Source organism: Mesorhizobium sp. M0106 (assembly GCF_040322715.1).
In the GTDB taxonomy this organism is placed as follows: Bacteria; Pseudomonadota; Alphaproteobacteria; order Rhizobiales; family Rhizobiaceae; genus Mesorhizobium.
Genome location: NZ_JAMYUA010000030.1, coordinates 17,911 through 37,607 on the forward strand (window position 1 = coordinate 17,911; position 19,697 = coordinate 37,607).

Here is a 19,697-nt window from a genome sequence, read left to right on the forward strand (position 1 = left end):
GGGCTCGCCGATCGAACCGGCTTTGCCAAAACTGTGATGAAATCGGCGTCCGCAACCACAAGCAAGTGTCAGGCCCCCTCTGGGCTGCGTCGCGGGCGGTCGGGTCGAAGGGTTTGACCGGCGCGCAATGGATCAAAAGGGTTGCCGAGAAAGATTCGTCGAAGGGCTCCAGAAGCATCTGTTCAGCCTCGCCCGTCGCGCTTCGATGATCGGTTCCAGTGCAGGCTCCAGACGCTGTTCTCTGCATCGGACCGGAACAGCTTGGCGCGGATCGGCTGCGTAAAGGACGGGTCGTCAATTGAGACGGAGAGGTAATCCCCAGCCTTGTCTCCGGCGCGGTCCCAAGCCGCACCGACCGCCATCCCTTCGCAATAGATCAGATGGTCGGGCGCGTTTTCGGTTTTGGATTTCTCGGCAGGCAGAATGGCAATCTTCGCCTCGATTGTTAGCGTGGAGAGATTGCCGAAGAAGCCGTCATCATTGCGCGTGAAGGTTCCGATCTGGGTCATTGCAGTGCTCCTTTCATGGGTGTTAGTGCGCGCCGAGCCGAGCCGTCACGGCTCGCTAGCAAGGGGATCGTTGGTGATATCCAGCACCGGAGTGGTGCGCTCCGTGGTCCAGACGGGAACCGCACGGCCAACGATCGATGAGAGCGGGAGCGGGCCGAAATAGCGGCTGTCAAAACTGTCGGCTGCACCCGGGTTCATAAGGAAGACGTCGGCCTCGGCAATGTCGCGGCAGCCCTGCCAGATGGGCAGGGCTCGACCGCGCCTGTCACGCTCGCGCGCATGTCCATACGTCTTGCCGTTGACGATGATGGTTGTGCCTTGGCGACAGACGGTTGCGCCCCCGAGTGCCAAAATACGCTTCAGGAGCGGCACATTTTTCGGCAGATACCCGCGTCTTGCCATGAAGGCCGCCAATGGCTCGGGCGGCATGATGACGGCGATATTGGCAATACCGATTTTGTCGGCCGGCTGGACGCGATAGAGCCCGACGGGGATGCTCGCCGATGCATTCCAGATGGACAGCGGCGGATGGCTAATCCATGCCGGCGCCGCGGCGAGCACTACGCCGCCAACCATCGTGGCGATGATCTTTGTGCGCTTGCTCATGACCCGATCCCGGGGCGCAGCAGGCAAGTTTTACGACGCTTGGCCGTGTATGGACTCGGCTGCTCGCGTGCGGCTATCCGGCTGTGGACGTGCCGCCGTTTACGCGGCGACATGAAGGTCAGGGTTTGCTGCTGTTTCGCCGCTACCAGGCGGCGCGGTTGCAATCTCCTGGCTTGCGCGTGGATGGTTTGCGACGCAGCCCAGACCAGGATGGTAGCGTTCCAAATCGTTGCCATGCCGTGCACACCTGCCGCCTCAACGCAGGTCGATTCTTCGCGCGCATGAGAGTGGATCGGTGTCAGGTGGCGGGATTTCACCAACAAGACGAGCTGCCACGCCACGACGTCCCGCGTGCCGGGTGGAGGGAAGCCGGATGAGGGGACATGAGGCAGCGCAAATTGCTGCTGAACGGTCTCGCGATACTGCATTTTCGGTGCGCCACAGATCAGGAGCTGCGGTCGCGCCTGCCGACATAGGCGGGCGCGCGGGCTGCATGGGGTTTTGCCGGCGGAACATAGGTCGCGTTGGCATCGCTGGTGGAGGTGCGTGCGCCCAGCTCTATCCAGGCGTGCAGGTCGTTGATGTCGTAGAGAACGCGCCCGCCGACCTTTCGGTATTTTGGGCCGGTGCCGTAGGTCCGGTGCTTTTCGAGTGTGCGGGCGCAGAGCCCGACGATGGGTGCTGCCTCCTTCGTGCGCAAATACTTTTGGGGCGCGTCCGCGGGACCCTTCGACATCGCTCGATCTCCATTCGGTTCTGCTGTCGTCCTGGCCTGCCGGGACGCGCGAAGTGGACCATGATCGAAATGAGGAAAGGCGAGGGAGGGCAAAGATTGGGGGGCGCGTTTTTGCTACCCCGAAGAAGGACTTCGGCGGCCGGACTTTTCGCTGCGGTTGTGGGGGTAGAAGAGAAGATCGCGATAGCCGCCGGCGACTAAAAAAGCTGCACGGCGTAAGATAGCTCGGACCTTGTGGCGGAGGTGATGATCACGCCAATCTCGCGGCACAATCGGCTCTTGCGAAAACAGCACCTCCGCGAGCTGACGATAGGTTGCACCCGTGCGGTGACCATCATGTGCGCGTAAATTGAGGATATGCCTGGTCTTGGTCTGTTGCGGCAGCGCGCCGTAAGATGGACTGGCTGCCCGGCCGTTCAGTGCGCGCCAGAACCGGCGCGCTGCATCGAGCCGCGTCTCGAATGCAGCATCGAGCGGCAGAAGGATAGCGTTGAATTCACCTGCGCGGTCATCAGCGACGAGATGACTTTTCCCAATTAAGGTAGACCAAATAATGTGAAGGCCTTCGTCCTGCGGCCAAACGCTGGCTCCGGCAAGGCTGGAAGGTCGAACTGTTTGATGGGATGCAGATACCCGCATGACCCGGAGCACGCGCGGCGAGGCCTGTTCCGTCCAGATGATATTGTCAGCTTTCGGAAGTCCGGCACCGGCAGTTTTGAAATCGCGCGCCCCAACGGGCGGCGAGATCGGGCTGACCGGCAGGTTCTCCAGAACCAGCGAGTTGCGATGCAAGCTGGCTGCACTCTGCCACGAATTCGTCATTCCGGATCAGATACTCGGCAGCGAACTCCGTAGCCTGGTAGCTGCACATGTGTGCATACGCCGCCGGATCGGTCCAATCGCCTTGCACTGTTCCTGTCCTCTCCGCGTACCCGGATGTGAGGCGTCGGCATCAACATTCCCGGCGGATAAGGAAGTTGAATAGTTGGAGAGTCGGCAAACCATTATGCTGACTCAGCAAAGTGGAGCGCCGGCCCGCGTCAGTGCGGAGCGCCGCCAGCGAGAAGATATCGGTAGCCGCTGGTCGTCATCCATCGCGCGCGGGCAAGATGGGTCTCCCAGGACCGGAACGCTCGTTCCGGCTCCTGCTCCGGGTCTATATGCAAGACGATCCTGGCCACCTCTCGCCAATCGGCATCTTCCGCTGCCGCGTCAAGGAGGCGAATGTAGGTGAGCAGACGCTCCTCGTCATAGCCGGTCAGGACCGGGGCATCCGGCGCAATGTCGGCGACATCAGGATCGAGCAGCGGTTTAAGCATGGTATTTGACCGTTCATATTTCGATCGCGATCTCGAAGGAGCCGTCCTTTAGATCGAGCACCAATCATAGCGAATAGGAACGATCATTCCTAGAACGATAGTTCCCTTTCTGGTCCCTAATCCGTCATGAATCTCAAGGAGATCATGGCGGCCAACATGCGTCGTCTGCGCCATGACCAGAACGTGACGCAGGAGGAACTGGCCGCCCGCTCTGGACTGAGCATGCGTTACGTCGGATCGATCGAGCGCGCTCGGGTCTCGGCCAGCATCAGTGTTCTTGGGAGGATCGCAACTGCGCTGAATGTGGACCCATGCGAGTTGATCAGAAAATCGGCACCGTGAGTTGACGCGGGAAACACCGCGAATTTTCGATGATCGGCGAGGCAACATGCAGGAATGAAGTCTCCAGTCGCGAACACGACAGGTAGTCGCCCCAAGTCCGACGGAGCTGGTTGCGCAGCGACTGCGCTCATCTTGTCGTGAAAAGGAGGACGGCCCCGCCCTGTTCGTCCGGGCGGAGCCTTGGTCGGGGCCTTACTCCGCGTTGCGGCGGCCGTTGGGGCGCGACCAGATGAGGCTGTAGCCTTCGCCTTCTTCATCGTTGAAGAGGTTGGCGTAGATCGGAGCAGCGAAGCTCGGATCGTCCAGCTTCACGCCGAGATAGTCGCGGCCGTCATTGGAGCGCTTGGACCATGCGGCGCCGATCTCGACCCGCCCGACGAAGACACGGTGGCTGGGGGCGCTGTCGCCAGAGCGGTTGGTCTCGGGCACGACCCGGACGTTCTTGGTCTGGAGCGAGAGAGTGACGATTTCGCCGGTGAACTCGTTGTTGCCGGTCCTCTTGAAGGTTCCGATTATCGCCATGAGTTTTCTCCTTGAACTCTGTTTCGAGCCCGCACCATTGCGGCCTCGATGGCGATCGGCGGGCCGGAGGCGATCGACGCCGCATCGCTTGCGACCGCAGCGCCAGCGGAGGATGGCAGCCAAGCGACTTTGTTGTTTGGCGAGGAATGACGGCGCAGCCGGCAGGGGAAGAAAGTCGATCGGCGCCATTGCGGCTTAGGCGATCGAGGCGCAGCCGACCTTCGGCCAGATCAGCCCATTAAAGAGGCCGTTTGGAGCGGCCCACCAGATAGAGACATCAACGGAGAACCTGGCGATACCGTCGCTGGCGAAATCCCGGCTACGACGATCACCGGCGTCGATGCTCCTCTGTACAGGCATCGCGAAGTCGCAAGCTGTTGTCGGCACCGCGCTTAAGACACGCACGTGATGGTCAAAGTCACGGCTGACGTGCATCACCGGATATCCGCTATCTTTGGAACGAGACGGCACGCCGTGGTGGATTCGAACTGTGCGTCGCGCGATGCCGTGTCAGCGACAACGCTAACAATGTGACGGCCGGTCAGAAAAAAGCATCCTGCCCACGCCGGTTGTTCTGTGAGTTCGCCCAGATCCAGCCCTGTTCGGTTGAACGGGCGTCGTTATTCGCAGCTGTGATGCCAGCTGCGACGCAGCTGAAACGTTGACGGCAAGCGTGACGGCGTCGCGCGCCTTTGCTAGAGCGCGCGGACTTGAGTATCGCAAAAGACGGGCGGCGCCGGGAGCCGGAGATACGGCATCCCGGGCCAAGCACTCCAGCGAGCTGCAAATACAGTATGCGCTGCCCGACCGCGGCCGTATCGTACAATCGAAAAAAGGTAGGGGCGGGCAGCGCTTACGCGCCGCCTCCCTTGGGGCGGAAGTCGAGGACTGGGATGCCGAGCTTCTTTGCCTTGTCTGCAAGATTGTCCTGAATTCCGGTCCCGGGAAAGACGATGACGCCTATTGGCAGTACCTCCAGCATTGCGTCATTGCGCTTGAACGGGGCGGCTTTGGCATGCTTTGTCCAATCAGGGGCAAAGCCGATTTGGGGTACCTTGCGGTGGTCTGCCCAACAGGAGGCGATCTTTTCGCCACCCTTCGGCGATTTCCCATGCATCAAGACCATGTCGGGATGCCTGGCGTGGACCTGGTCGAGCTTGGCCCAGATCAGCTGGTGGTCATTGAAGTCGAGCCCAGCGGTGAAGGCGATTTTCGGGCCAGGTGGCAGAAGGACTTCCTGCGAGGCGCGTTTCTTGGCGCTGAGAAAGTCGCGGCTGTCGATCAGCGCAGAGGTCATGTTGCGGTGGTTGACCATCGATCCGCTGCGCGGTCGCCAACTCGATCCGGTGTGGCGCTCGTAGTGATCCGCGGCCTGATCACGCATCAGTTCGAAGGCGCTTTGGCGTTCGATCAGCGTCTGCCCTTCGGCCGTCAGGCGTTCCAGCTCGACGGATTTCACTTCGCTGCCGTCCTGCTCACGCTGGCTGCGGCGTTGCGCCTGCTCGTTGTGGTCGAGTTCGCGCTCGATCCGATCTGCGGCGCGGTGAAAGATGTTGACGGTCGACCACAGAAGATCGTCGAGATCGGGCTCGAGGCGAGTGTCTTGCAGTGCCACGATGAGGGCGTCGAAGATGTCGGCGATCGCGCCGGCGACGCAGTGGCCCTCTGGAAGCGGTCGAGGATCAGGCTCATCCGCGAAGGGTCGGTAGCCATAGAGCTGGAGTTCGGTGAGGACGTGGTCGATGGGTGAAGACGAGTGCTGTGGTTCGTAGTCGTCATGCTCGCTCATTGGATGCTCCGCCGGTTGGACCGCGACCCTCGCGGCCTTCATGGCGACGGAAGCCGGCGGACGGGACGGACCTGCACCCGCAGCGAAGCGAAGGGCCGGAGTGTCAGCGGAGGAGGGTGAAGGCCGGCTATTTTGCTTCGCGATGGAAAGCGCTCCCTTGGGGAGCGCGCCGGAAAATAGTCGGCCGAAGACATTGCGGGTCCGGGTCGTTTGCTGGCCGATCGCCCTCTCGAAGGCCCGCAGGCGCGGTTCTCTCCGACTTCAGGAGCATCCAAGCGATGCAAGCGACAGCGGACAGATTGTTTCGTTCCGAGTTATCCCGCCACTGCCATGAAACGGGTGATGTCCTGCGGGGCGAGCTGAACACGGACTGCTGCTCGAACGGCATCCACGCCTAGCGTACAGAGATCTTCGTTGAGGTCCCCAAGTGCCGGCGAGAGCACGACCGGCTCGATCCCGGCAGCATTCGCTCTTTCGATCAAGGTGTCACGCGCGCCGTTACCGGCTGGATCGGCGTCGCGCACGATGTAGAGCCGTCTCAGCGTGAGGGGGAACAGCATGGCAGCAAGATGGGCGGCCGAAAGTGCCGCTGCCATAGCCATATCGGGCAGGATGCACCGAAGCGACAAGACGGTCTCGATGCCTTCGCCGCCCGCCATGACGTCGCCCGGCAGGCCAAAGCGAACCGCGTGACCGAGAAGATCGCCCATCGCGCGCCTCGGCGTACCGACCGATGCCTTGCCCCTGCCGGAAGGATCAAGCCAGGTGCGATGTGCGCCAGTCAAATGGCCGTCGAGATCGGTGACGGAAGCGATCATCGCCGGCCAGGTCTCAGTCGGCGCGTGTTCGTCGGGCCGGTAGTAGCAGCGCGGGTGAAAACGCAGGCTTCCGGTCCCGTGCAAAGGGGTAATACTGCGGTTGCGCAGATACGCCTCTACGACCGTACCCGCAATCGGCTGCGACATCGCAAACAGCCGACGCGCTGCCTCCGATGATCCGGATGGCGTGTCTACCGATTTCGGCCGGGGAGAAATCTGCTCTGGTTCGGGATGCGGCAAGCCGAGAAATGTCATTGCTTCATTCGCAACGTCCTTGAAGTTGCTGAAGCCGCGGCTTTCGCGGATGACGTCTAGAAGGTCGCCATGCTCGCCAGTCGCCGCATCGGCCCACTTGCCGGCTGCTCCTTTTCCGTTCGCTGACCCGACGAGACGCACGAACATTGAGCGGCCCGGCGTGTTTTGCACATCGCCGACAAGCCAGTAGCGGCCCTCGCGATGCCCGTTCGAAAGATAGTAGCGACAAACCGCCTCAGCCTGCTGGCCGAGGCGGTGCGCCAGTTCTGACGCATCGTGGCGGGCCATCACGCACCCTCCCGCGTGTCGATGCGCTGGACTGGATAGCCCTTCAGCAACTTGCCCAGAATTGCGGGTCCAGATGCGTCGGCGGGCACGAACATGCGCAGCTTCCAGGAGATGATCTCTCGGAAGAGGCCGTAAGCCGAAAGACGGTCGCGCATTGTGTCGTTGAAGCCCGTCAGCTCGATTCGGCTAACGCCCATGAGGCGGCTGCGCCGAAGCTGCAGACCATCAGCGAGGTCGAGGATCGTTCGACCGCCCAGTAGCGCAACGAAAGCATCACTGGCTGTGATCGAAGGCGAGCTTGTTGCCAGTGCGCCCGCGATCCATGCTGGCGGGACCTGACGACCGATGATGCGCTCGCCATCGTCAGTCTGGAGCCGGTACACACGTGAGAATTCCCTAGGCAGACGCTTCCAGATCGGCAGCAGCATGCCGGCAACGACATGGATAGTGCTGTCCGTGAACTCGGGCACGTCAGCCGTCTCGGCACTCCAGGCGTCAGCGAACGCAGCCTGCTCAGCCTCAACCCAGTGGCTCTCCGCCATCATCTTCAATGAGGCCTGATGGTGCTCCATCGGCCGGATCAGCCGGACGCGCCATTCGATCTCGCCGTTGTCGAGCATGAGTGCGGGCGCTGGCACCTGTACGGCGGCGCGGCCGGATCGGTTGTTGACCAGGAGCTTCGCGCGGGGATCGTGAAGCTGGGCAAGGGCATCGGCAAGTGAAACGGGTCGATTGCGCTTGCGCTGGGCGATGGTCAGCAGTCGCGTTTCCGCACCGGTGGCCGCATGGACATGGATGACGCGTCGCTCGGTGACGACGAAGCTCTCGGCACGCAGTGTTTCCAAGCCGATGTCGTAGGCACCGGAGGCAATGGCGCCCTCGATTTTCGCATTTAGCAATTGTTCGAAGGCTGTAAACAGGACGGTTTGAAGTGCGATGGTAAGCGCCAGCAGCCGATTGAGGAAGGTCGTGATCGGTGGCAGCTCGTCCTTGATGCCGATGGACTCCGTCAGTGTGAGGCCGGTCGCTTCCTCGAACATCTGGAGTGAGCAGCCGTCCACCTTGCCGCGAACCAGCAGCAGGTAAAGCTGCCGCAGCGCGTCGCGGGCATAGTGCGACTCCAGATTGTCCTCAGGGCGAAATACGCCCTGACCGCCGGTCTGGCGCTGGCCGCGCGTAATGGCGCCCAATGTGTCGAGCCGCCGGGCTATCGTCGAGAGAAAGCGCTTCTCAGCCTTCACATCGGTCGCAACCGGCCGGAACAGCGGCGGCTGCGCCTGGTTCGTGCGGTTGGTGCGCCCCAAGCCCTGGATGGCGGCATCGGCCCTCCAGCCCGGCTCAAGCAGATAGTGAACTCGAAGGCGGCGGTTCTTCGCAGTGAGATCAGCGTGATAGCTGCGGCCAGTGCCACCGGCGTCGGAAAACACCAATATGCGCTTACAGTCATCCATGAATGCCTGTGCCTCGGCGAAATTGGCCGATCCGGCGCGGTTTTCGACGACAAGGCGATCGATGCCTCGAGTGCTGGTCTTGCGAACGACGCGGCGCGACCGGCCTGTCACTTCCGCTACGAGGTCGGTGCCGAAGCGCTGTACGATCTGATCGAGTGCCCCCGGGACGGGGGCCAGTGAAGCGAGTTGCTCGATGAGGCGATCGCGGCGGGCGACCGCTTCGCGGCTCTCGACGGGCTGGCCGTCGCGATAGACCGGACGTGACGACAAATTGCCTTCGCTGTCGGTGAACGGCTCGTAGAGTTGCACGGGGAAGGAATGCTGCAGATACGAGAGGACATATTCGCGCGGCGTGATGTCGACGCGAACGTCGTTCCATTCCTCGGTTGGAATTTCCGCGAGGCGCCGTTCCATCAGTGCCTCGCCGGTCGAGACGATCTGGATGACGGCGGCATGGCCTTGATGGAGATCGCGCTCGATCGAGCGTATCAGGGTCGGCGTCTTCATGCCGGTGAGCAAATGCCCGAAGAAGCGCTGTTTCGTGCTCTCGAAAGCCGAACGTGCAGCCGACTTTGCCTGACGGTTCAGTGTCCCGGTCTCGCCTGTGACGTTGGCGGCCCGCATTGCGGCGTCGAGATTGTTATGAATGACGCTAAACGCTCCGGCATAGGCGTCGTAGATGCGGGTCTGCTCGGAGGTAAGCTGGTGCTCGACCAGCTCGTATTCGACACCATCGTACGAGAGCGATCGGGCCGTGTAGAGACCGAGTGCGCGAAGGTCTCGGGCCAGCACTTCCATGGCGGCAACGCCGCCGGCCTCGATCGTCTCGACAAATTCGGCCCTGGTCGCGAAGGGCAAATCCTCACCACCCCACAGGCCCAAACGCTGCGCGTAGGCGAGGTTGTGGACGGTGGTTGCGCCCGTCGCCGAGACATAGACGACGCGGGCGTTCGGCAGGGCGTTTTGGAGGCGGAGCCCGGCGCGTCCCTGCTGTGAGGCGGCGACGTCGCCGCGTTCTCCCTTGCCGCCTGCGGCGTTCTGCATGGCGTGGCTCTCGTCGAAAATGATCACTCCGTCGAATTCGGTGCCCAACCATTCGACGATCTGCCGCACGCGCGAGACCTTCTCACCGCGTTCGTCGGAGCGCAGCGTGGCGTAGGTGGTGAATAGGACCCCTTGATCGAGGCGGATGGCCTTGCCCTGCGGGAACCGCGACAGCGGCGTGACCAGCAGGCGCTCCATGCCGAGAGCAGACCAGTCGCGCTGGGCGTCTTCGATCAGCTTGTCGGATTTGGAGATCCACACCGCCTTGCGGCGGCCCTGCATCCAACTATCCAGAATGATGCCGGCCGACTGGCGGCCCTTGCCGGCGCCCGTCCCGTCGCCGAGCATGAAGCCCCGGCGGAATCGCACGGCGTGCGCGGCATCGTCGCGCGCGGCAGAGACAAGATCGAAGGTCTCGTCCACCATCCAGGAACCGGCGAGGAACTCCGAATGGGCCTCGCCGGCATAGATGACTGTTTCTAGCTGCGCGTCGGACAAGAGGCCGTCGCTGACAACCTTGGCAGGAAGAATCGGCCGGTAGCTCGGCTTCGGCGGAGCAACGGATGCCATCGCCGCCGATTGAACCAGCTTGGTCGGATGCGGATGGGCGCCCGGAATGCGGATCGCCTGCAACCCGTACTCCTCATAGATGCCATCGGTGATGTGCCTACTTTCGGCAGGCCTCCAGTCCAAAGTCTCGTAAGCAAGCTCGGCGCCTTCCGGCTCGGCGAGGCTGCGCACCGGAGAGGAAGCCGCGGATCTGGCGAGATCACCGCGCACGGTGCGGGCTGTGGGCCCCAGTGCCTTGACGGCGGGCGCAAAAGTCGAAGCGCTGACCGGCAGCCGTGCGGGAACGTGCTCGCCAATCCTGGCGATCAGTGTGGCGATATCGGGCGCCGTGCCGGCTGATGCTGGAAAGCTGCCTGGATTGTCGGCCGGCAGTTTGTCGATGACGGTCAGCCGGGTCTCGACGGTGGTGCCATGCCTGGCGTAGACGGCGCCGTCGATCGCGGCGGTGAACACCACGCGACCGCGCTCCTGGAGCCTGACGAAGGACTCGCGCCAGATGGGCAGCTCTGGGGAAAAATTTGCGCCAGTGATTGCGACAAGCCGCCCGCCCTCGGCGAGCCGGGCCAGCGCAGAGGCGACGTGACGATAGGCAGCGTCGGACACGCGACCCGAGACATTGGCCAGAACCGAGAACGGCGGGTTCATCAGCACGACGCTCGGCACAATGCCGGGATTGAGATAATCATCGATCTGCGCTGCGTTGAAGCGAGTGACGGGGATAGCCGGAAAGAGCAATGAGAGAAGCCCGGCGCGGGCCTCGGCCAGTTCGTTGAGCAGCAACGTGCTGCCGCTGATCTCGGCCAAAATAGCAAGTAACCCGGTGCCGGCGGAGGGCTCAAGCACGCGGTCGGCAGGGGTGATTGCCGCGGCAGTCACGGCCGCCAGACCGAGCGGAATGGGGGTGCTGAACTGCTGAAGCGCTTCGGTCTCTTCGGAGCGGCGCGTGTGAGTTGGGAACAGGCCGGCAATCTTGTCCAGCATCGGAAGTGCAGCGGCCGCAGAACCGGCTTTGCGGAAAAGCGACTTTCCGTATTTGCGCAGGAACAGCACCGTCGCGACTTCGCAAGCGTCATAGGCTGATTTCCAGTCCCATGCGCCGGACGCATCGGAGGCACCGAAGGCAGCTTCCATGGCCGAGCGAAGGCTCGAGGCGTCGACGCGCTGACCGCGTTCGAGATGGGGCAGAAGAAACTGCGCCGCGCTGTGGATGGCGGCAGCTGGTTCGACAGCCGGGGATGAGACAAGCGGAAGCGGCACTGCCGGAGCGGCAGTCTTCGAAGAAACATCAAGCATGGAGAAAACCTCGAGGAGAGCGGAACGGGAATGAACCGGGCGGCCCTCTCTCTCGACCAATCCGGCTCAAATCCGCCTTGGCCGGCCTCTCCCCTCTGGACTGCGGTCTTGCCGATAACGATCCTTCTTCGATCCAGGCGCTGCGCCGCTACCCGGTGTCAGCCCAACGACGACAGCGGCAACGCGGTTGGCAGCCCGGGGGCGATATCTTGGCAGGCAGTGGGGACGGCGGGGCAGCAGCCGCCGACCGAGAAGGACGCGGCAGAAGCGGCCAATTGGCTTTGCCCGTGTGCGAGAAAGTGAGCGCCCGGCAGGGGTAGGAAAGGGCGCGGAGCGGCCGAAGCCGCTCCGCGCGAGGCGATCTATTCAGCGGCCATGTGCGGTTCGCTGTCTTCAATCTGCGCATCGTCGTCTGAGAGGAATTCGGGCAGCTCTTCCCCATAGCCGTCGGCGCCGGCGCCGCTATCAGCGCCAGCACTGCCGTCGAGGTCGACCAGGCGCAGCGGCTCGGGCAGCCAGCCACTATCGGTCAGCAAGCGCTCGGCTTCCTTCGCCATATCACCCTTCTTCAGATGGTCGATAAGCTGTGCGGCCTGTTCCCCCTTCGCCTCTCGCACTGCCTCGAGAATGCGAGACTTGGTGATGCGGCCGAGATAGTTTTCGACTGTCGGTGTCCAGCCGGCGTCGACCATATCGAGACCGACCGCGCGTGCCAGTCGATCAGCTTGCGCGATCCGCTGCCGAACCCCGTGTGCCGAGATAGCGCCGCCATAGCGGTCGGCTTTCTCGTGGAGCGCGTTCACGCCGTAGCTGACGCAATGGGCGAGCAACGCCGCGCGGCTGGTCTCATCAAGTGAGGCGATCCAGTCCCAAAGTGCATCGTCCTCGGTCGGCAGGTCCGATTTCCAGGCCTCATGGCGTTCGGCCACCGATTTCGCCGAGGGGCTGTCCTTCAGGTCACCTGCCTGCAGAGGAAAGAAGACGTGACGGATCGAGGCCTCCAGGCACCCGTTCGTGGTGCGGTGCTGGAACGTGTCGGTGACCAGCTTGTGCAAGAGCGCTGTCATGGCGACGTGAGGGTTGCCGGCAACCGCATCGCGCAACGCCAGCGTCCGGCGTGCGGTCAACTCTGTCACCAGTCGGTCCGGCAGAGGCTTGACCGCATCGTCCTCGTCTTCCTCGCACTCGACTGCCTGGCCGCCAATGGTGACAACGGCACGGTGCACCGACGAACTGTCGGCAGCCCCGGACCCGCCGTCCCTGTTCGATTCATTCGCGCCGTCGAATGACATCGGCGGCACGTCCTCAGGCCGGAGAAAGCCGCGGTCGACCGAGAGCGAGCCGTCGGCGTCGATGCTGACGAACGCGCCGGCGATGGCGATGTCGGCCGGATCGAACTGCCTTGGGCGCTTGTCGAAATTGGCGAGCGCGGTCTCGATTTCACCGAGTCGCTGATCGACGTCTTCGGGCAGCTCGTCAGCACCCTCAGATTCGGTTTCAAGCTTGGCATGCTCGGCGTTGAGGGCATCGATGGTAGCCTGCTCCTCGGCAGAGAGATCGAGCGGATCACTCTGCAGCTGATACAGCCCACGCGTTGCGTCGTAGGGGAAGCTGACAGCGACCTCGACCCACTTCCAACCCTCGGCTGCAACTTCCTGGGCAACCGCCTTGAGCTTCTCGGTGACCAGGCGGTCCAACAGCGCTGCATCCTGCAGCCAGCCGCCGTCATCCGACTGGAACAGGTCGTGCATGACGATACCACCCGCGGCCTCATAGGCGTCGGTCCCCACGAAGACGGCGCGCTTGTCGGAGGCGCGCACCGTCGTTTCGGTCAGCATGCGCCGGATTTGATAGGGCTCTTTCGACCAGGCATCCCTGATTGCCTCCCAGATCTGCTCCTGGCGAGCGCGGTCTTCAGAGACCGTGAAAGCCATGAGTTGCTCCAGCGTCATCCCGTCATCGGCATACACATCGAGCAGCACTGGGGAGACAGAAGCCAGCCTAAGCCGTTGCTTAACGACGTTGACCGGCACGAAGAAGGCTGCGGCAATCTCCTCCTCGCTCATGCCTTTTTGGCGCATGTCCTGGAAGGCGCGAAACTGATCGAGCGGGTGCAGCGGCGCTCGCTCAATGTTCTCGGCGAGCGACACCTCCTCGGCAACGATCGCGCTGTGACGGGCGCGCACGACACAGGGCACGAGGGCGGTCTTGGCGAGGCGCTTTTGCTTCACCAGCAGCTCAAGCGCGCGGAAGCGCCGGCCTCCGGCAGGTACCTCAAACATGCCAGTCTCGTTGCCGTCGCTGTCGACGACGGACAAGACGCTGAGGCTCTGGATCAAGCCGCGGCGGGCGATCGAGGCCGCAAGATCCTCGATCGAGACGCCGACCTTGACGCGCCGGACATTGGACTGGGAGAGCACCAGCTTGTTGAAGGGAATGTCGCGCGAGGACGACAGGGTGATCTTCTGAACGGCAGTAGCCATCGGGATGTACTCCGCGACGGGCGGCCGAGAGCCTCTCTCTCGACCTCCAAACCCGTCATGAGAATTCCGTCACTCCCCGCCCTCTGATGTGCTCTGCAGCCAAGCGACACTTGTCGCGGAGCAGCCGGTCGGTCCTGGCGCTCTGCAACGACTTCGCCGCAGCGGGGTCCGGCATCGAGGCAGACTTCGGTCATGAACGCATCCGCAGGAAGACGCCGAACTGGAAGCGGGCGGCCATTACGCTGCCTCCCGCCGATCGTCGTCAGCGGCGACTTTGTCGGGCAAGAACCCCAAGAGATAATCCGCAGCCCTGCTTGCCAGAGAGGCGGCGCGAACGATCGCACGGTTATCCTCGCGCAGGACCTCCAGCCACGAGCCGATATAGTCGGCGTGACGCACGGTCGGAGTGATGCCCAGCGAGGCGCAGCAGAAAGCCGCACTTATCTCGGCAACCAGCTCTTCGAAGGCATACTTCTTGGTGCCGAAGGAACCAGACAAATCCCGGTTGAGGCGTGAGGCATGACCGGTGGCGTGCCCGAGTTCATGCAGGGCGGTCCGGTGCCAATTGATCGGCTCGAAGTAGGCTTGGGGTGGCGGGACCCGCACATAATCGTGGGCCGGAGCGTAGAAGGCGCGGCTGCCACCAACCCGGAAATCGATCCCCGTCTGCTTGATCAGCCTCTCGACCTTCGGCTCGATCAGGCCGGGTAGGGGCGGGTGCGTGGCCATCGCAACATCGTCGGGCAGCCCGTCGCACTGCGCGGCGTTGAACACCGTGAAGCGTTTGAGGAATGGGATCGATCGGGCTTGCTCGCCGGTTTCGCGGGTACGCTTTTTCTCGTCGTCGGGCACGAACCGATGGGCGTAGACGACTGTCGTTCCATGCTCACCCTTGCGGACGCTACCGCCAAGCGCGAGCGCCTGGCGGAAGGTCAGCCAGCTCTGTCCTGAAAAGCCCTGCTCGATCACCGAACCCCAGAGGATCAGGACATTGATTCCAGAGTATTGCCGGTCGGTGGCGGCGTTCTTCGGCATGGCGAGCGGCGCCTTCGCAGCTGCCATTCCCCATGGCTGAACCCAGGGCAGCCGACCGGCCTCCAGCTCGCCGATGATCTTGCTGGTGATGTCGTCATATACGCTGGCCCGGGTCGGGGCAGCTTGGTGCCGATGCTTGGTCATTGCGAGTCTCCGCGTCGGGCGCCGGGAGCCTCTCTCCCAGCCTTCAACCCGTCAGTGCGCCAAGCGCGGCGCTCTAACTCTATGGACTCGAACGAAGATTGCGGTTGCTGACCAACTCCGAGGTGAAAGACACCGTTCGAAACCGCAGCGTGAGGCGATCAGCAGAACCCACTAAAGCCGGGCGCGCGGGAGTAGGCCCAAGAGACCTGGCAGTGAGTCCATGGAAACGGAAGCCGCACAGATAGCCGAAGCCAGTCAGGAGCGGTTTCACCGGCCACGGAAGTGGGGAGCCAGCCGAAAGGCTCGTGGAGTGCGCGTCAGCGCAACCGTTCCGATTAGCAGGTCAAAGGAGCATCTTTGCCGCAGGCGCTCCAGTCGGCGCTTTTCGCAGCCGTATATTCAGAGAAAAGATCGTGCGGCAGGGCATCCGGAATGGCGAGACAGAAAAGTGTGCTCAATGCGACCCGCGATCCGTCTGTTTCCGAGCGAAACTATCGGACCATAGAGATTGGCTGAGGGCTCCGTTTTGAAAATCCCCGAACAATTCGACGAGACCACGCCCCTGCGCGTCGCGATTGCAGCACGAATTGCCTTTCCCGATGGCTCGATGTGCGCAGCAGGCCTACGCAAGGAACGTGACGCCGGCCGACTTGAAACCGAGCTAATCGCAGGAAAGGAGTACGTCACCTTGCTGGCGATCACCAGAATGAGGGAACTATGCCGCGGGCGTCGAAAGGGCCACGCCTCGTCTGGCGCGGCGAAAGCTGGAAAAAGGACGGAACACTCCGAAACAAAGCTGGATGGTTTATCCGCGATCGAACAACGTTCATCAGCGCTGGCAGCGGCGAAAAAGGCCATCCAGGACCTGAAGCTGAAAAGGCGCTCGCGGCCTACATCGCAAGCAAGTACCACCGAGCGCGCGGTGCCGAAGATGTCTTGATAGCCGATGTCGTCAGCGTCTACCTGAGAGAGGTTGCACCGAAGCATGCCGCGCCGGAAGAGACGGCGGCTCGGCTGGACAACGTCCTCGATTTCTTCGGTGAAAAGACCCTCGCCGCTATTAACGGCAAACTCTGCCGCGACTACGCCGCGTCCTGTCCCACAGAAGCCGTTGCGCGCCGCCAACTCGAGGATTTTCGTGCAGCCATCAACTACTACCGCAGGGAAGGTTACACGACTGCCGCACCGACGATTGTCCTGCCCGACAAGGCTGGTGCACGCGAGCGCTGGTTGACGCGCAGTGAAGCGGCCGCTCTCATCTGGGCAGCTTGGCGTATGAAGCAGAAATGGAAGGGCCAGGAGAGCGGCCGGCGTACCGGACGACACCTCGCCCGCTTCATGCTTGTCGCGCTTTATACAGGAACACGCTCTGCCGCAGTTTGCGGCGCCGCCGTCCGTCCAACCAAAGGGCGTGGTTATGTGGACCTTGACCGCGGCATCTTTTACCGCCGTGCCGATGGCGCAAAGAAGACCAAAAAACGCCAGCCGCCCGTGCGCCTGCCGGACCGGCTATTGGCTCACCTCCGCCGCTGGGCGTGCACGGATCTCGATATCAGAACCAAGGCGCGCGGCAAAAGCGCAAATATCGGCCGAAAAATATCGCAAGATTTTGTCGTGGAATGGAATGGAAAGCCGGTGGTGTCGGTAAAGAAGAGCTTCAGGAGAGCTCGCGAGGCAGCCGGCCTCGGTCCCGACGTCACTTCGCACACGCTTCGCCACACCGCTGCGACCTGGCTGATGCGGGCCGGCGCCGACATGTGGCAGGCGGCGGGCTTTCTGGGCATCACCGTGGATGTCCTGATCGATACTTATGGCCACCATCATCCCGACTTCCAGGTAGACGCCGCCGAGAAGATCGCCAAGAAGCAGGTCGCCGCCGAGGCGACGAAATCGGTCTCAGGACAGATGACAATGAAACATGAACTCGGCAGGGGGGGCCCTATGTTTCCCACCCAAAGCTCGAAAGGAAACGCGATCATTGCGAAGCAAGCGTGACGATCGGGCCCAAAAAGCTGCGGCTTTGCTGGTAGCGCACATCGTTCGGGACGATGGGGTCGCAGGTTCACGCTGCCACCCGCGCCACTTTCTCTAATTTGGGTTGGGCGGTCACGCCGTTCGAATCCACTCCGACTCCCCGGACTGAACGAAACTGCGAACTACGAGCTGCCGATCCCCTCGAAACAAGAGGACCAGCTCTCCTCCTTCATGAATGATCGCCGCGACCGCGGCCGAATTGCTGCCACGAGGTCCGGTTCGAACCGCCGTGTTGTTGCGATTTTCGTCTAAGAGTTTGCGCCAGCGAGCAAGACGCTCAGGATCCAGCATACTAGCGGCCAAAGCTGCTTGTACCGCATAGCCGGGTTCATTCTGCTCCATTCCTCTGAAACGTGGCGAAGACAAGCCGCTTGCTTTCGCGCACGCAGTCTTCAAGCGGCTTCGCCTTCGCCAGATGCGCCGCAATCGCGCTGGCCAGTATGCAACCTGTTCCGCGCATTGATGTGGCAAGGCGCGGTGTATCGACGTGGATGGGTTCATGATCGGAGCGTAATAAAATATCGGTCGATCGGAGTCCCGAGGCATGCCCACCCTTGATCAGCAGCGCCTGAGGGCCGGCGGCCAACAGTCTTTGTCCTTGTCGGAGCGCATCGTCCTCATCCACTGCCAGTTCGGAGCCAATAAGGTGCGCCAGTTCGGGAAGGTTGGGCGTGACAAGGCAGCAAAGCGGCATCAGATCGCGCTTCATGACAGCGATAGCGGCTGCCTCTAAGAGCGCCCGGCCTGAGGTGGAGGCCAGCACTGGATCGAGTACTGCCGGCACCTGTCGATTTTCGCGCAGTACGGCGGCAACCGCAGCGATGGTCTCGGCTGTTCCGAGCACGCCGATCTTGATTGCCGCCACTTCGTTGGCCTGCAGCGCGGCGCGCATCTGATCAGCCACCAGGCTTGGTGGCGAATGAAGGATTTCCAGTACGGCGTCGTGCGTTTGCACTGTGAGCGCGGTGACAGCGAGACAGGTGCGCACGCCAAGGGAAGAGATCGTCTCGATATCGCGTGCAATTCCAGCCCCACCGCTGGAGTCAGATCCGCCGACCACGAGCACATGCGGTTCTCGCCTCAGCGCCATGGCTTTGTCTTTTCGATCCATTCTCGCGTGCGCGCTTCGGGATCGGCATTCAACGTGATGTCGGTGACCACCGCCGCGCTGTCCGCACCAGCCTTGAAGACACCGTCGAGCCGGTCAGGGGTGAGGCCGCCTATGGCGACTAGGGGAATGGGTACCACCCGATGCTTCCACTCGCTGATCCGCTTGAGCCCTTGCGGCGCCCATTTCATCTGCTTCAGGACGGTCGGATAGATGGGGCCGAGCGCGATATAGTCGGGCTCGGCAGCGATCGCCGTTTCCAGTTCGGGATGATCGTGCGTGCTGAGCCCGAGCTTCAATCCGGCGTATCTAATCGCCAGCAGGTCGGCCGCAGCCAAATCCTCTTGGCCGAGATGGACGAAGTCGCAGCCTTCCTCAATGGCGAGCCGCCAATAGTCGTTGACGATCAGTTGGCAGCAGTGCTGGGCGCATAAACCCTTCGCCTTGCGGATCTCCGCGCGCAACCCGGCCTCATCCAAGGTCTTGATGCGCAACTGAACCAGCTTGACGCCAAGTGGCACCAGCCGTTCGATCCAGGCGGCGCTGTCGACGATCAGGTAGAAGGGATCGAGCTTCATGAGAAAACCGCCCTGCCGATCGTCGGCGTCGAGGGCACGGCGACCTCGCGCGGTTCGAGCATTCCCGAGCTGAAAGCTTCACGACCGGCCTCGACCGCCTTGCCGAACGCACGCGCCATGCCGACCGGATCGGCCGCCTTGGCAACTGCGGTGTTCAGGAGTACGGCGTCAAAGCCGAGCTCCATGACGGTTGCCGCGTGCGATGGCCGTCCGAGACCAGCATCCACGATCAGCGGGACATCAGGGAAATGTCCGCGCATCGAGCGCAGCGCCATGATGTTGACCGGCCCGAGGGCGGAACCGATCGGTGCGCACCAGGGCATCAAGACCTTGCAGCCCGCCGCAAGCAGCCGCTCGGCGACGACAAGGTCGTCGGTTGTATACGGGAACACCGCAAAACCGTCCTCGCACAGGATGCGGGCGGCTTCGAGCAGACCGAACACGTCCGGCTGCAGCGTGTCGTGATTGCCGATCACTTCGAGCTTGATCCAGGGCGTGCCGAAGACTTCGCGCGCCATTTGTGCGGTCGTGACCGCTTCCTTGACGGAGTGGCAGCCAGCAGTGTTGGGCAGGATTCTGACACTAAGCGAGCGGATCAACGACCAGAATTTTTCGCCAGCCCTGCCGCCTGCCATTTCACGGCGCAACGAGACGGTCACCACCGCCGTGCCCGAAGCCCTGACTGCATAGGCAAGGATGGCCGGCGAAGGATATTGAGCCGTGCCAAGAAGCAGGCGCGACGGAAGCTCGGCTCCATAAAGCTCGATCATGGC

The 19,697-nt window shown here is 62.5% G+C and carries 20 protein-coding genes and 1 pseudogene; 3 read left to right on the top strand and 18 right to left on the bottom strand.

The annotated features are described in order from the left end of the window. Window positions 1-182: 182 nt before the first annotated feature. The 7 genes from NKJ55_RS24660 to NKJ55_RS24690 form a co-directional block, all read right to left on the bottom strand. Entirely contained in the window at window positions 183-509 is a 327-nt protein-coding gene (locus NKJ55_RS24660) for a DUF736 domain-containing protein (RefSeq protein ID WP_023674284.1), read from the bottom strand. Between the two features lie 45 nt (window positions 510-554). Continuing rightward, entirely contained in the window at window positions 555-1,115 is a 561-nt protein-coding gene (locus tag NKJ55_RS24665; protein WP_352452156.1) for a S26 family signal peptidase, read from the bottom strand. Next, window positions 1,112-1,543, bottom strand: a complete 432-nt coding sequence (locus NKJ55_RS24670; protein ID WP_352452157.1) for a replication initiator protein A — start codon at window positions 1,541-1,543, stop codon at window positions 1,112-1,114. Before NKJ55_RS24670 ends, NKJ55_RS24665 begins: the two co-directional genes overlap by 4 nt. A gap of 17 nt (window positions 1,544-1,560) precedes the next feature. Then, window positions 1,561-1,851 (bottom strand): helix-turn-helix transcriptional regulator, encoded by a 291-nt coding sequence (locus tag NKJ55_RS24675; protein ID WP_023674287.1) that lies wholly within the window; start codon window positions 1,849-1,851, stop codon window positions 1,561-1,563. A gap of 114 nt (window positions 1,852-1,965) precedes the next feature. Beyond that, complete coding sequence (locus tag NKJ55_RS24680; RefSeq protein WP_352452158.1) at window positions 1,966-2,490, bottom strand: DUF2285 domain-containing protein; 525 nt, start codon at window positions 2,488-2,490, stop codon at window positions 1,966-1,968. A gap of 46 nt (window positions 2,491-2,536) precedes the next feature. Next, window positions 2,537-2,722, bottom strand: coding sequence for a transcriptional regulator domain-containing protein (locus tag NKJ55_RS24685; RefSeq protein ID WP_352452199.1), 186 nt, complete (start codon window positions 2,720-2,722; stop codon window positions 2,537-2,539). A 169-nt stretch (window positions 2,723-2,891) separates the two neighbouring features. Beyond that, a complete protein-coding gene (locus NKJ55_RS24690) occupies window positions 2,892-3,170 on the bottom strand; it encodes a DNA -binding domain-containing protein (RefSeq protein WP_023674289.1) in 279 nt (92 codons plus the stop codon). Window positions 3,171-3,296: 126 nt separating this feature from the next. On the opposite strand from NKJ55_RS24690, the gene NKJ55_RS24695 reads away from it, so the two are divergent. Further along, the gene (locus tag NKJ55_RS24695) at window positions 3,297-3,512 is read left to right on the top strand and encodes a helix-turn-helix domain-containing protein (protein WP_023674290.1); all 216 of its coding nucleotides are present in this window, start codon (window positions 3,297-3,299) and stop codon (window positions 3,510-3,512) included. A gap of 192 nt (window positions 3,513-3,704) precedes the next feature. On the opposite strand, the gene NKJ55_RS24700 is transcribed toward NKJ55_RS24695, so the two are convergent. From NKJ55_RS24700 to NKJ55_RS24730, 7 genes are all read right to left on the bottom strand, one after another. Beyond that, window positions 3,705-4,034, bottom strand: a complete 330-nt coding sequence (locus NKJ55_RS24700; RefSeq protein WP_352452159.1) for a DUF736 domain-containing protein — start codon at window positions 4,032-4,034, stop codon at window positions 3,705-3,707. Window positions 4,035-4,229: 195 nt separating this feature from the next. Continuing rightward, entirely contained in the window at window positions 4,230-4,472 is a 243-nt protein-coding gene (locus tag NKJ55_RS24705) for a hypothetical protein (protein WP_352452160.1), read from the bottom strand. Between the two features lie 415 nt (window positions 4,473-4,887). Next, complete coding sequence (locus NKJ55_RS24710; RefSeq protein WP_352452161.1) at window positions 4,888-5,823, bottom strand: SLOG family protein; 936 nt, start codon at window positions 5,821-5,823, stop codon at window positions 4,888-4,890. 314 nt (window positions 5,824-6,137) lie between these two features. Next, the gene (locus NKJ55_RS24715; protein ID WP_352452162.1) at window positions 6,138-7,184 is read right to left on the bottom strand and encodes a DUF7146 domain-containing protein; all 1,047 of its coding nucleotides are present in this window, start codon (window positions 7,182-7,184) and stop codon (window positions 6,138-6,140) included. After that, entirely contained in the window at window positions 7,184-11,542 is a 4,359-nt protein-coding gene (locus tag NKJ55_RS24720; protein ID WP_352452164.1) for a strawberry notch-like NTP hydrolase domain-containing protein, read from the bottom strand. The genes NKJ55_RS24715 and NKJ55_RS24720 overlap by 1 nt, the downstream gene beginning before the upstream one ends. 362 nt (window positions 11,543-11,904) lie before the next feature. Continuing rightward, window positions 11,905-14,025, bottom strand: a complete 2,121-nt coding sequence (locus tag NKJ55_RS24725; RefSeq protein WP_352452165.1) for a ParB/RepB/Spo0J family partition protein — start codon at window positions 14,023-14,025, stop codon at window positions 11,905-11,907. Between the two features lie 237 nt (window positions 14,026-14,262). Next, window positions 14,263-15,204, bottom strand: a complete 942-nt coding sequence (locus NKJ55_RS24730; RefSeq protein ID WP_352452166.1) for an ArdC family protein — start codon at window positions 15,202-15,204, stop codon at window positions 14,263-14,265. Between the two features lie 508 nt (window positions 15,205-15,712). On the opposite strand from NKJ55_RS24730, the gene NKJ55_RS24735 reads away from it, so the two are divergent. Both NKJ55_RS24735 and NKJ55_RS24740 read left to right on the top strand, forming a co-directional pair. Further along, window positions 15,713-16,144, top strand: coding sequence for an excisionase (locus NKJ55_RS24735; protein WP_352452167.1), 432 nt, complete (start codon window positions 15,713-15,715; stop codon window positions 16,142-16,144). Next, a complete protein-coding gene (locus tag NKJ55_RS24740; protein WP_352452168.1) occupies window positions 16,141-17,199 on the top strand; it encodes a tyrosine-type recombinase/integrase in 1,059 nt (352 codons plus the stop codon). The genes NKJ55_RS24735 and NKJ55_RS24740 overlap by 4 nt, the downstream gene beginning before the upstream one ends. Before the next feature lie 228 nt (window positions 17,200-17,427). Here the strand turns inward: NKJ55_RS24740 and NKJ55_RS24745 are convergent. The 4 genes and pseudogenes from NKJ55_RS24745 to NKJ55_RS24760 form a co-directional block, all read right to left on the bottom strand. Beyond that, window positions 17,428-17,571 (bottom strand): annotated as a pseudogene (locus NKJ55_RS24745) (ribosome small subunit-dependent GTPase A); the annotation flags it as partial. Continuing rightward, window positions 17,567-18,328, bottom strand: a complete 762-nt coding sequence (locus NKJ55_RS24750) for a hydroxymethylpyrimidine/phosphomethylpyrimidine kinase (RefSeq protein ID WP_352452200.1) — start codon at window positions 18,326-18,328, stop codon at window positions 17,567-17,569. The gene NKJ55_RS24750 and the pseudogene NKJ55_RS24745, both read right to left, overlap by 5 nt. After that, complete coding sequence (locus NKJ55_RS24755; RefSeq protein WP_352452169.1) at window positions 18,319-18,924, bottom strand: thiamine phosphate synthase; 606 nt, start codon at window positions 18,922-18,924, stop codon at window positions 18,319-18,321. The genes NKJ55_RS24750 and NKJ55_RS24755 overlap by 10 nt, the downstream gene beginning before the upstream one ends. Beyond that, window positions 18,921-19,694, bottom strand: a complete 774-nt coding sequence (locus NKJ55_RS24760; RefSeq protein WP_352452170.1) for a thiazole synthase — start codon at window positions 19,692-19,694, stop codon at window positions 18,921-18,923. The genes NKJ55_RS24755 and NKJ55_RS24760 overlap by 4 nt, the downstream gene beginning before the upstream one ends. Window positions 19,695-19,697 lie beyond the last annotated feature (3 nt).

What these genes read in the sequence shown, in the direction of transcription:
- NKJ55_RS24710 (WP_352452161.1), bottom strand. Translation starts at nt 5,823, where the DNA reads ATGAGCGAGCATGACGACTACGAACCACAGCACTCGTCTTCACCCATC.
- NKJ55_RS24660 (WP_023674284.1), bottom strand. Translation starts at nt 509, where the DNA reads ATGACCCAGATCGGAACCTTCACGCGCAATGATGACGGCTTCTTCGGC.
- NKJ55_RS24675 (WP_023674287.1), bottom strand. Translation starts at nt 1,851, where the DNA reads ATGTCGAAGGGTCCCGCGGACGCGCCCCAAAAGTATTTGCGCACGAAG.
- NKJ55_RS24725 (WP_352452165.1), bottom strand. Translation starts at nt 14,025, where the DNA reads ATGGCTACTGCCGTTCAGAAGATCACCCTGTCGTCCTCGCGCGACATT.
- NKJ55_RS24690 (WP_023674289.1), bottom strand. Translation starts at nt 3,170, where the DNA reads ATGCTTAAACCGCTGCTCGATCCTGATGTCGCCGACATTGCGCCGGAT.
- NKJ55_RS24755 (WP_352452169.1), bottom strand. Translation starts at nt 18,924, where the DNA reads ATGAAGCTCGATCCCTTCTACCTGATCGTCGACAGCGCCGCCTGGATC.
- NKJ55_RS24670 (WP_352452157.1), bottom strand. Translation starts at nt 1,543, where the DNA reads ATGCAGTATCGCGAGACCGTTCAGCAGCAATTTGCGCTGCCTCATGTC.
- NKJ55_RS24700 (WP_352452159.1), bottom strand. Translation starts at nt 4,034, where the DNA reads ATGGCGATAATCGGAACCTTCAAGAGGACCGGCAACAACGAGTTCACC.
- NKJ55_RS24720 (WP_352452164.1), bottom strand. Translation starts at nt 11,542, where the DNA reads ATGCTTGATGTTTCTTCGAAGACTGCCGCTCCGGCAGTGCCGCTTCCG.
- NKJ55_RS24750 (WP_352452200.1), bottom strand. Translation starts at nt 18,328, where the DNA reads ATGGCGCTGAGGCGAGAACCGCATGTGCTCGTGGTCGGCGGATCTGAC.
- NKJ55_RS24730 (WP_352452166.1), bottom strand. Translation starts at nt 15,204, where the DNA reads ATGACCAAGCATCGGCACCAAGCTGCCCCGACCCGGGCCAGCGTATAT.
- NKJ55_RS24685 (WP_352452199.1), bottom strand. Translation starts at nt 2,722, where the DNA reads ATGTGCAGCTACCAGGCTACGGAGTTCGCTGCCGAGTATCTGATCCGG.
- NKJ55_RS24760 (WP_352452170.1), bottom strand. Translation starts at nt 19,694, where the DNA reads ATGATCGAGCTTTATGGAGCCGAGCTTCCGTCGCGCCTGCTTCTTGGC.
- NKJ55_RS24715 (WP_352452162.1), bottom strand. Translation starts at nt 7,184, where the DNA reads ATGGCCCGCCACGATGCGTCAGAACTGGCGCACCGCCTCGGCCAGCAG.
- NKJ55_RS24680 (WP_352452158.1), bottom strand. Translation starts at nt 2,490, where the DNA reads ATGCGGGTATCTGCATCCCATCAAACAGTTCGACCTTCCAGCCTTGCC.
- NKJ55_RS24665 (WP_352452156.1), bottom strand. Translation starts at nt 1,115, where the DNA reads ATGAGCAAGCGCACAAAGATCATCGCCACGATGGTTGGCGGCGTAGTG.
- NKJ55_RS24695 (WP_023674290.1), top strand. Translation starts at nt 3,297, where the DNA reads ATGAATCTCAAGGAGATCATGGCGGCCAACATGCGTCGTCTGCGCCAT.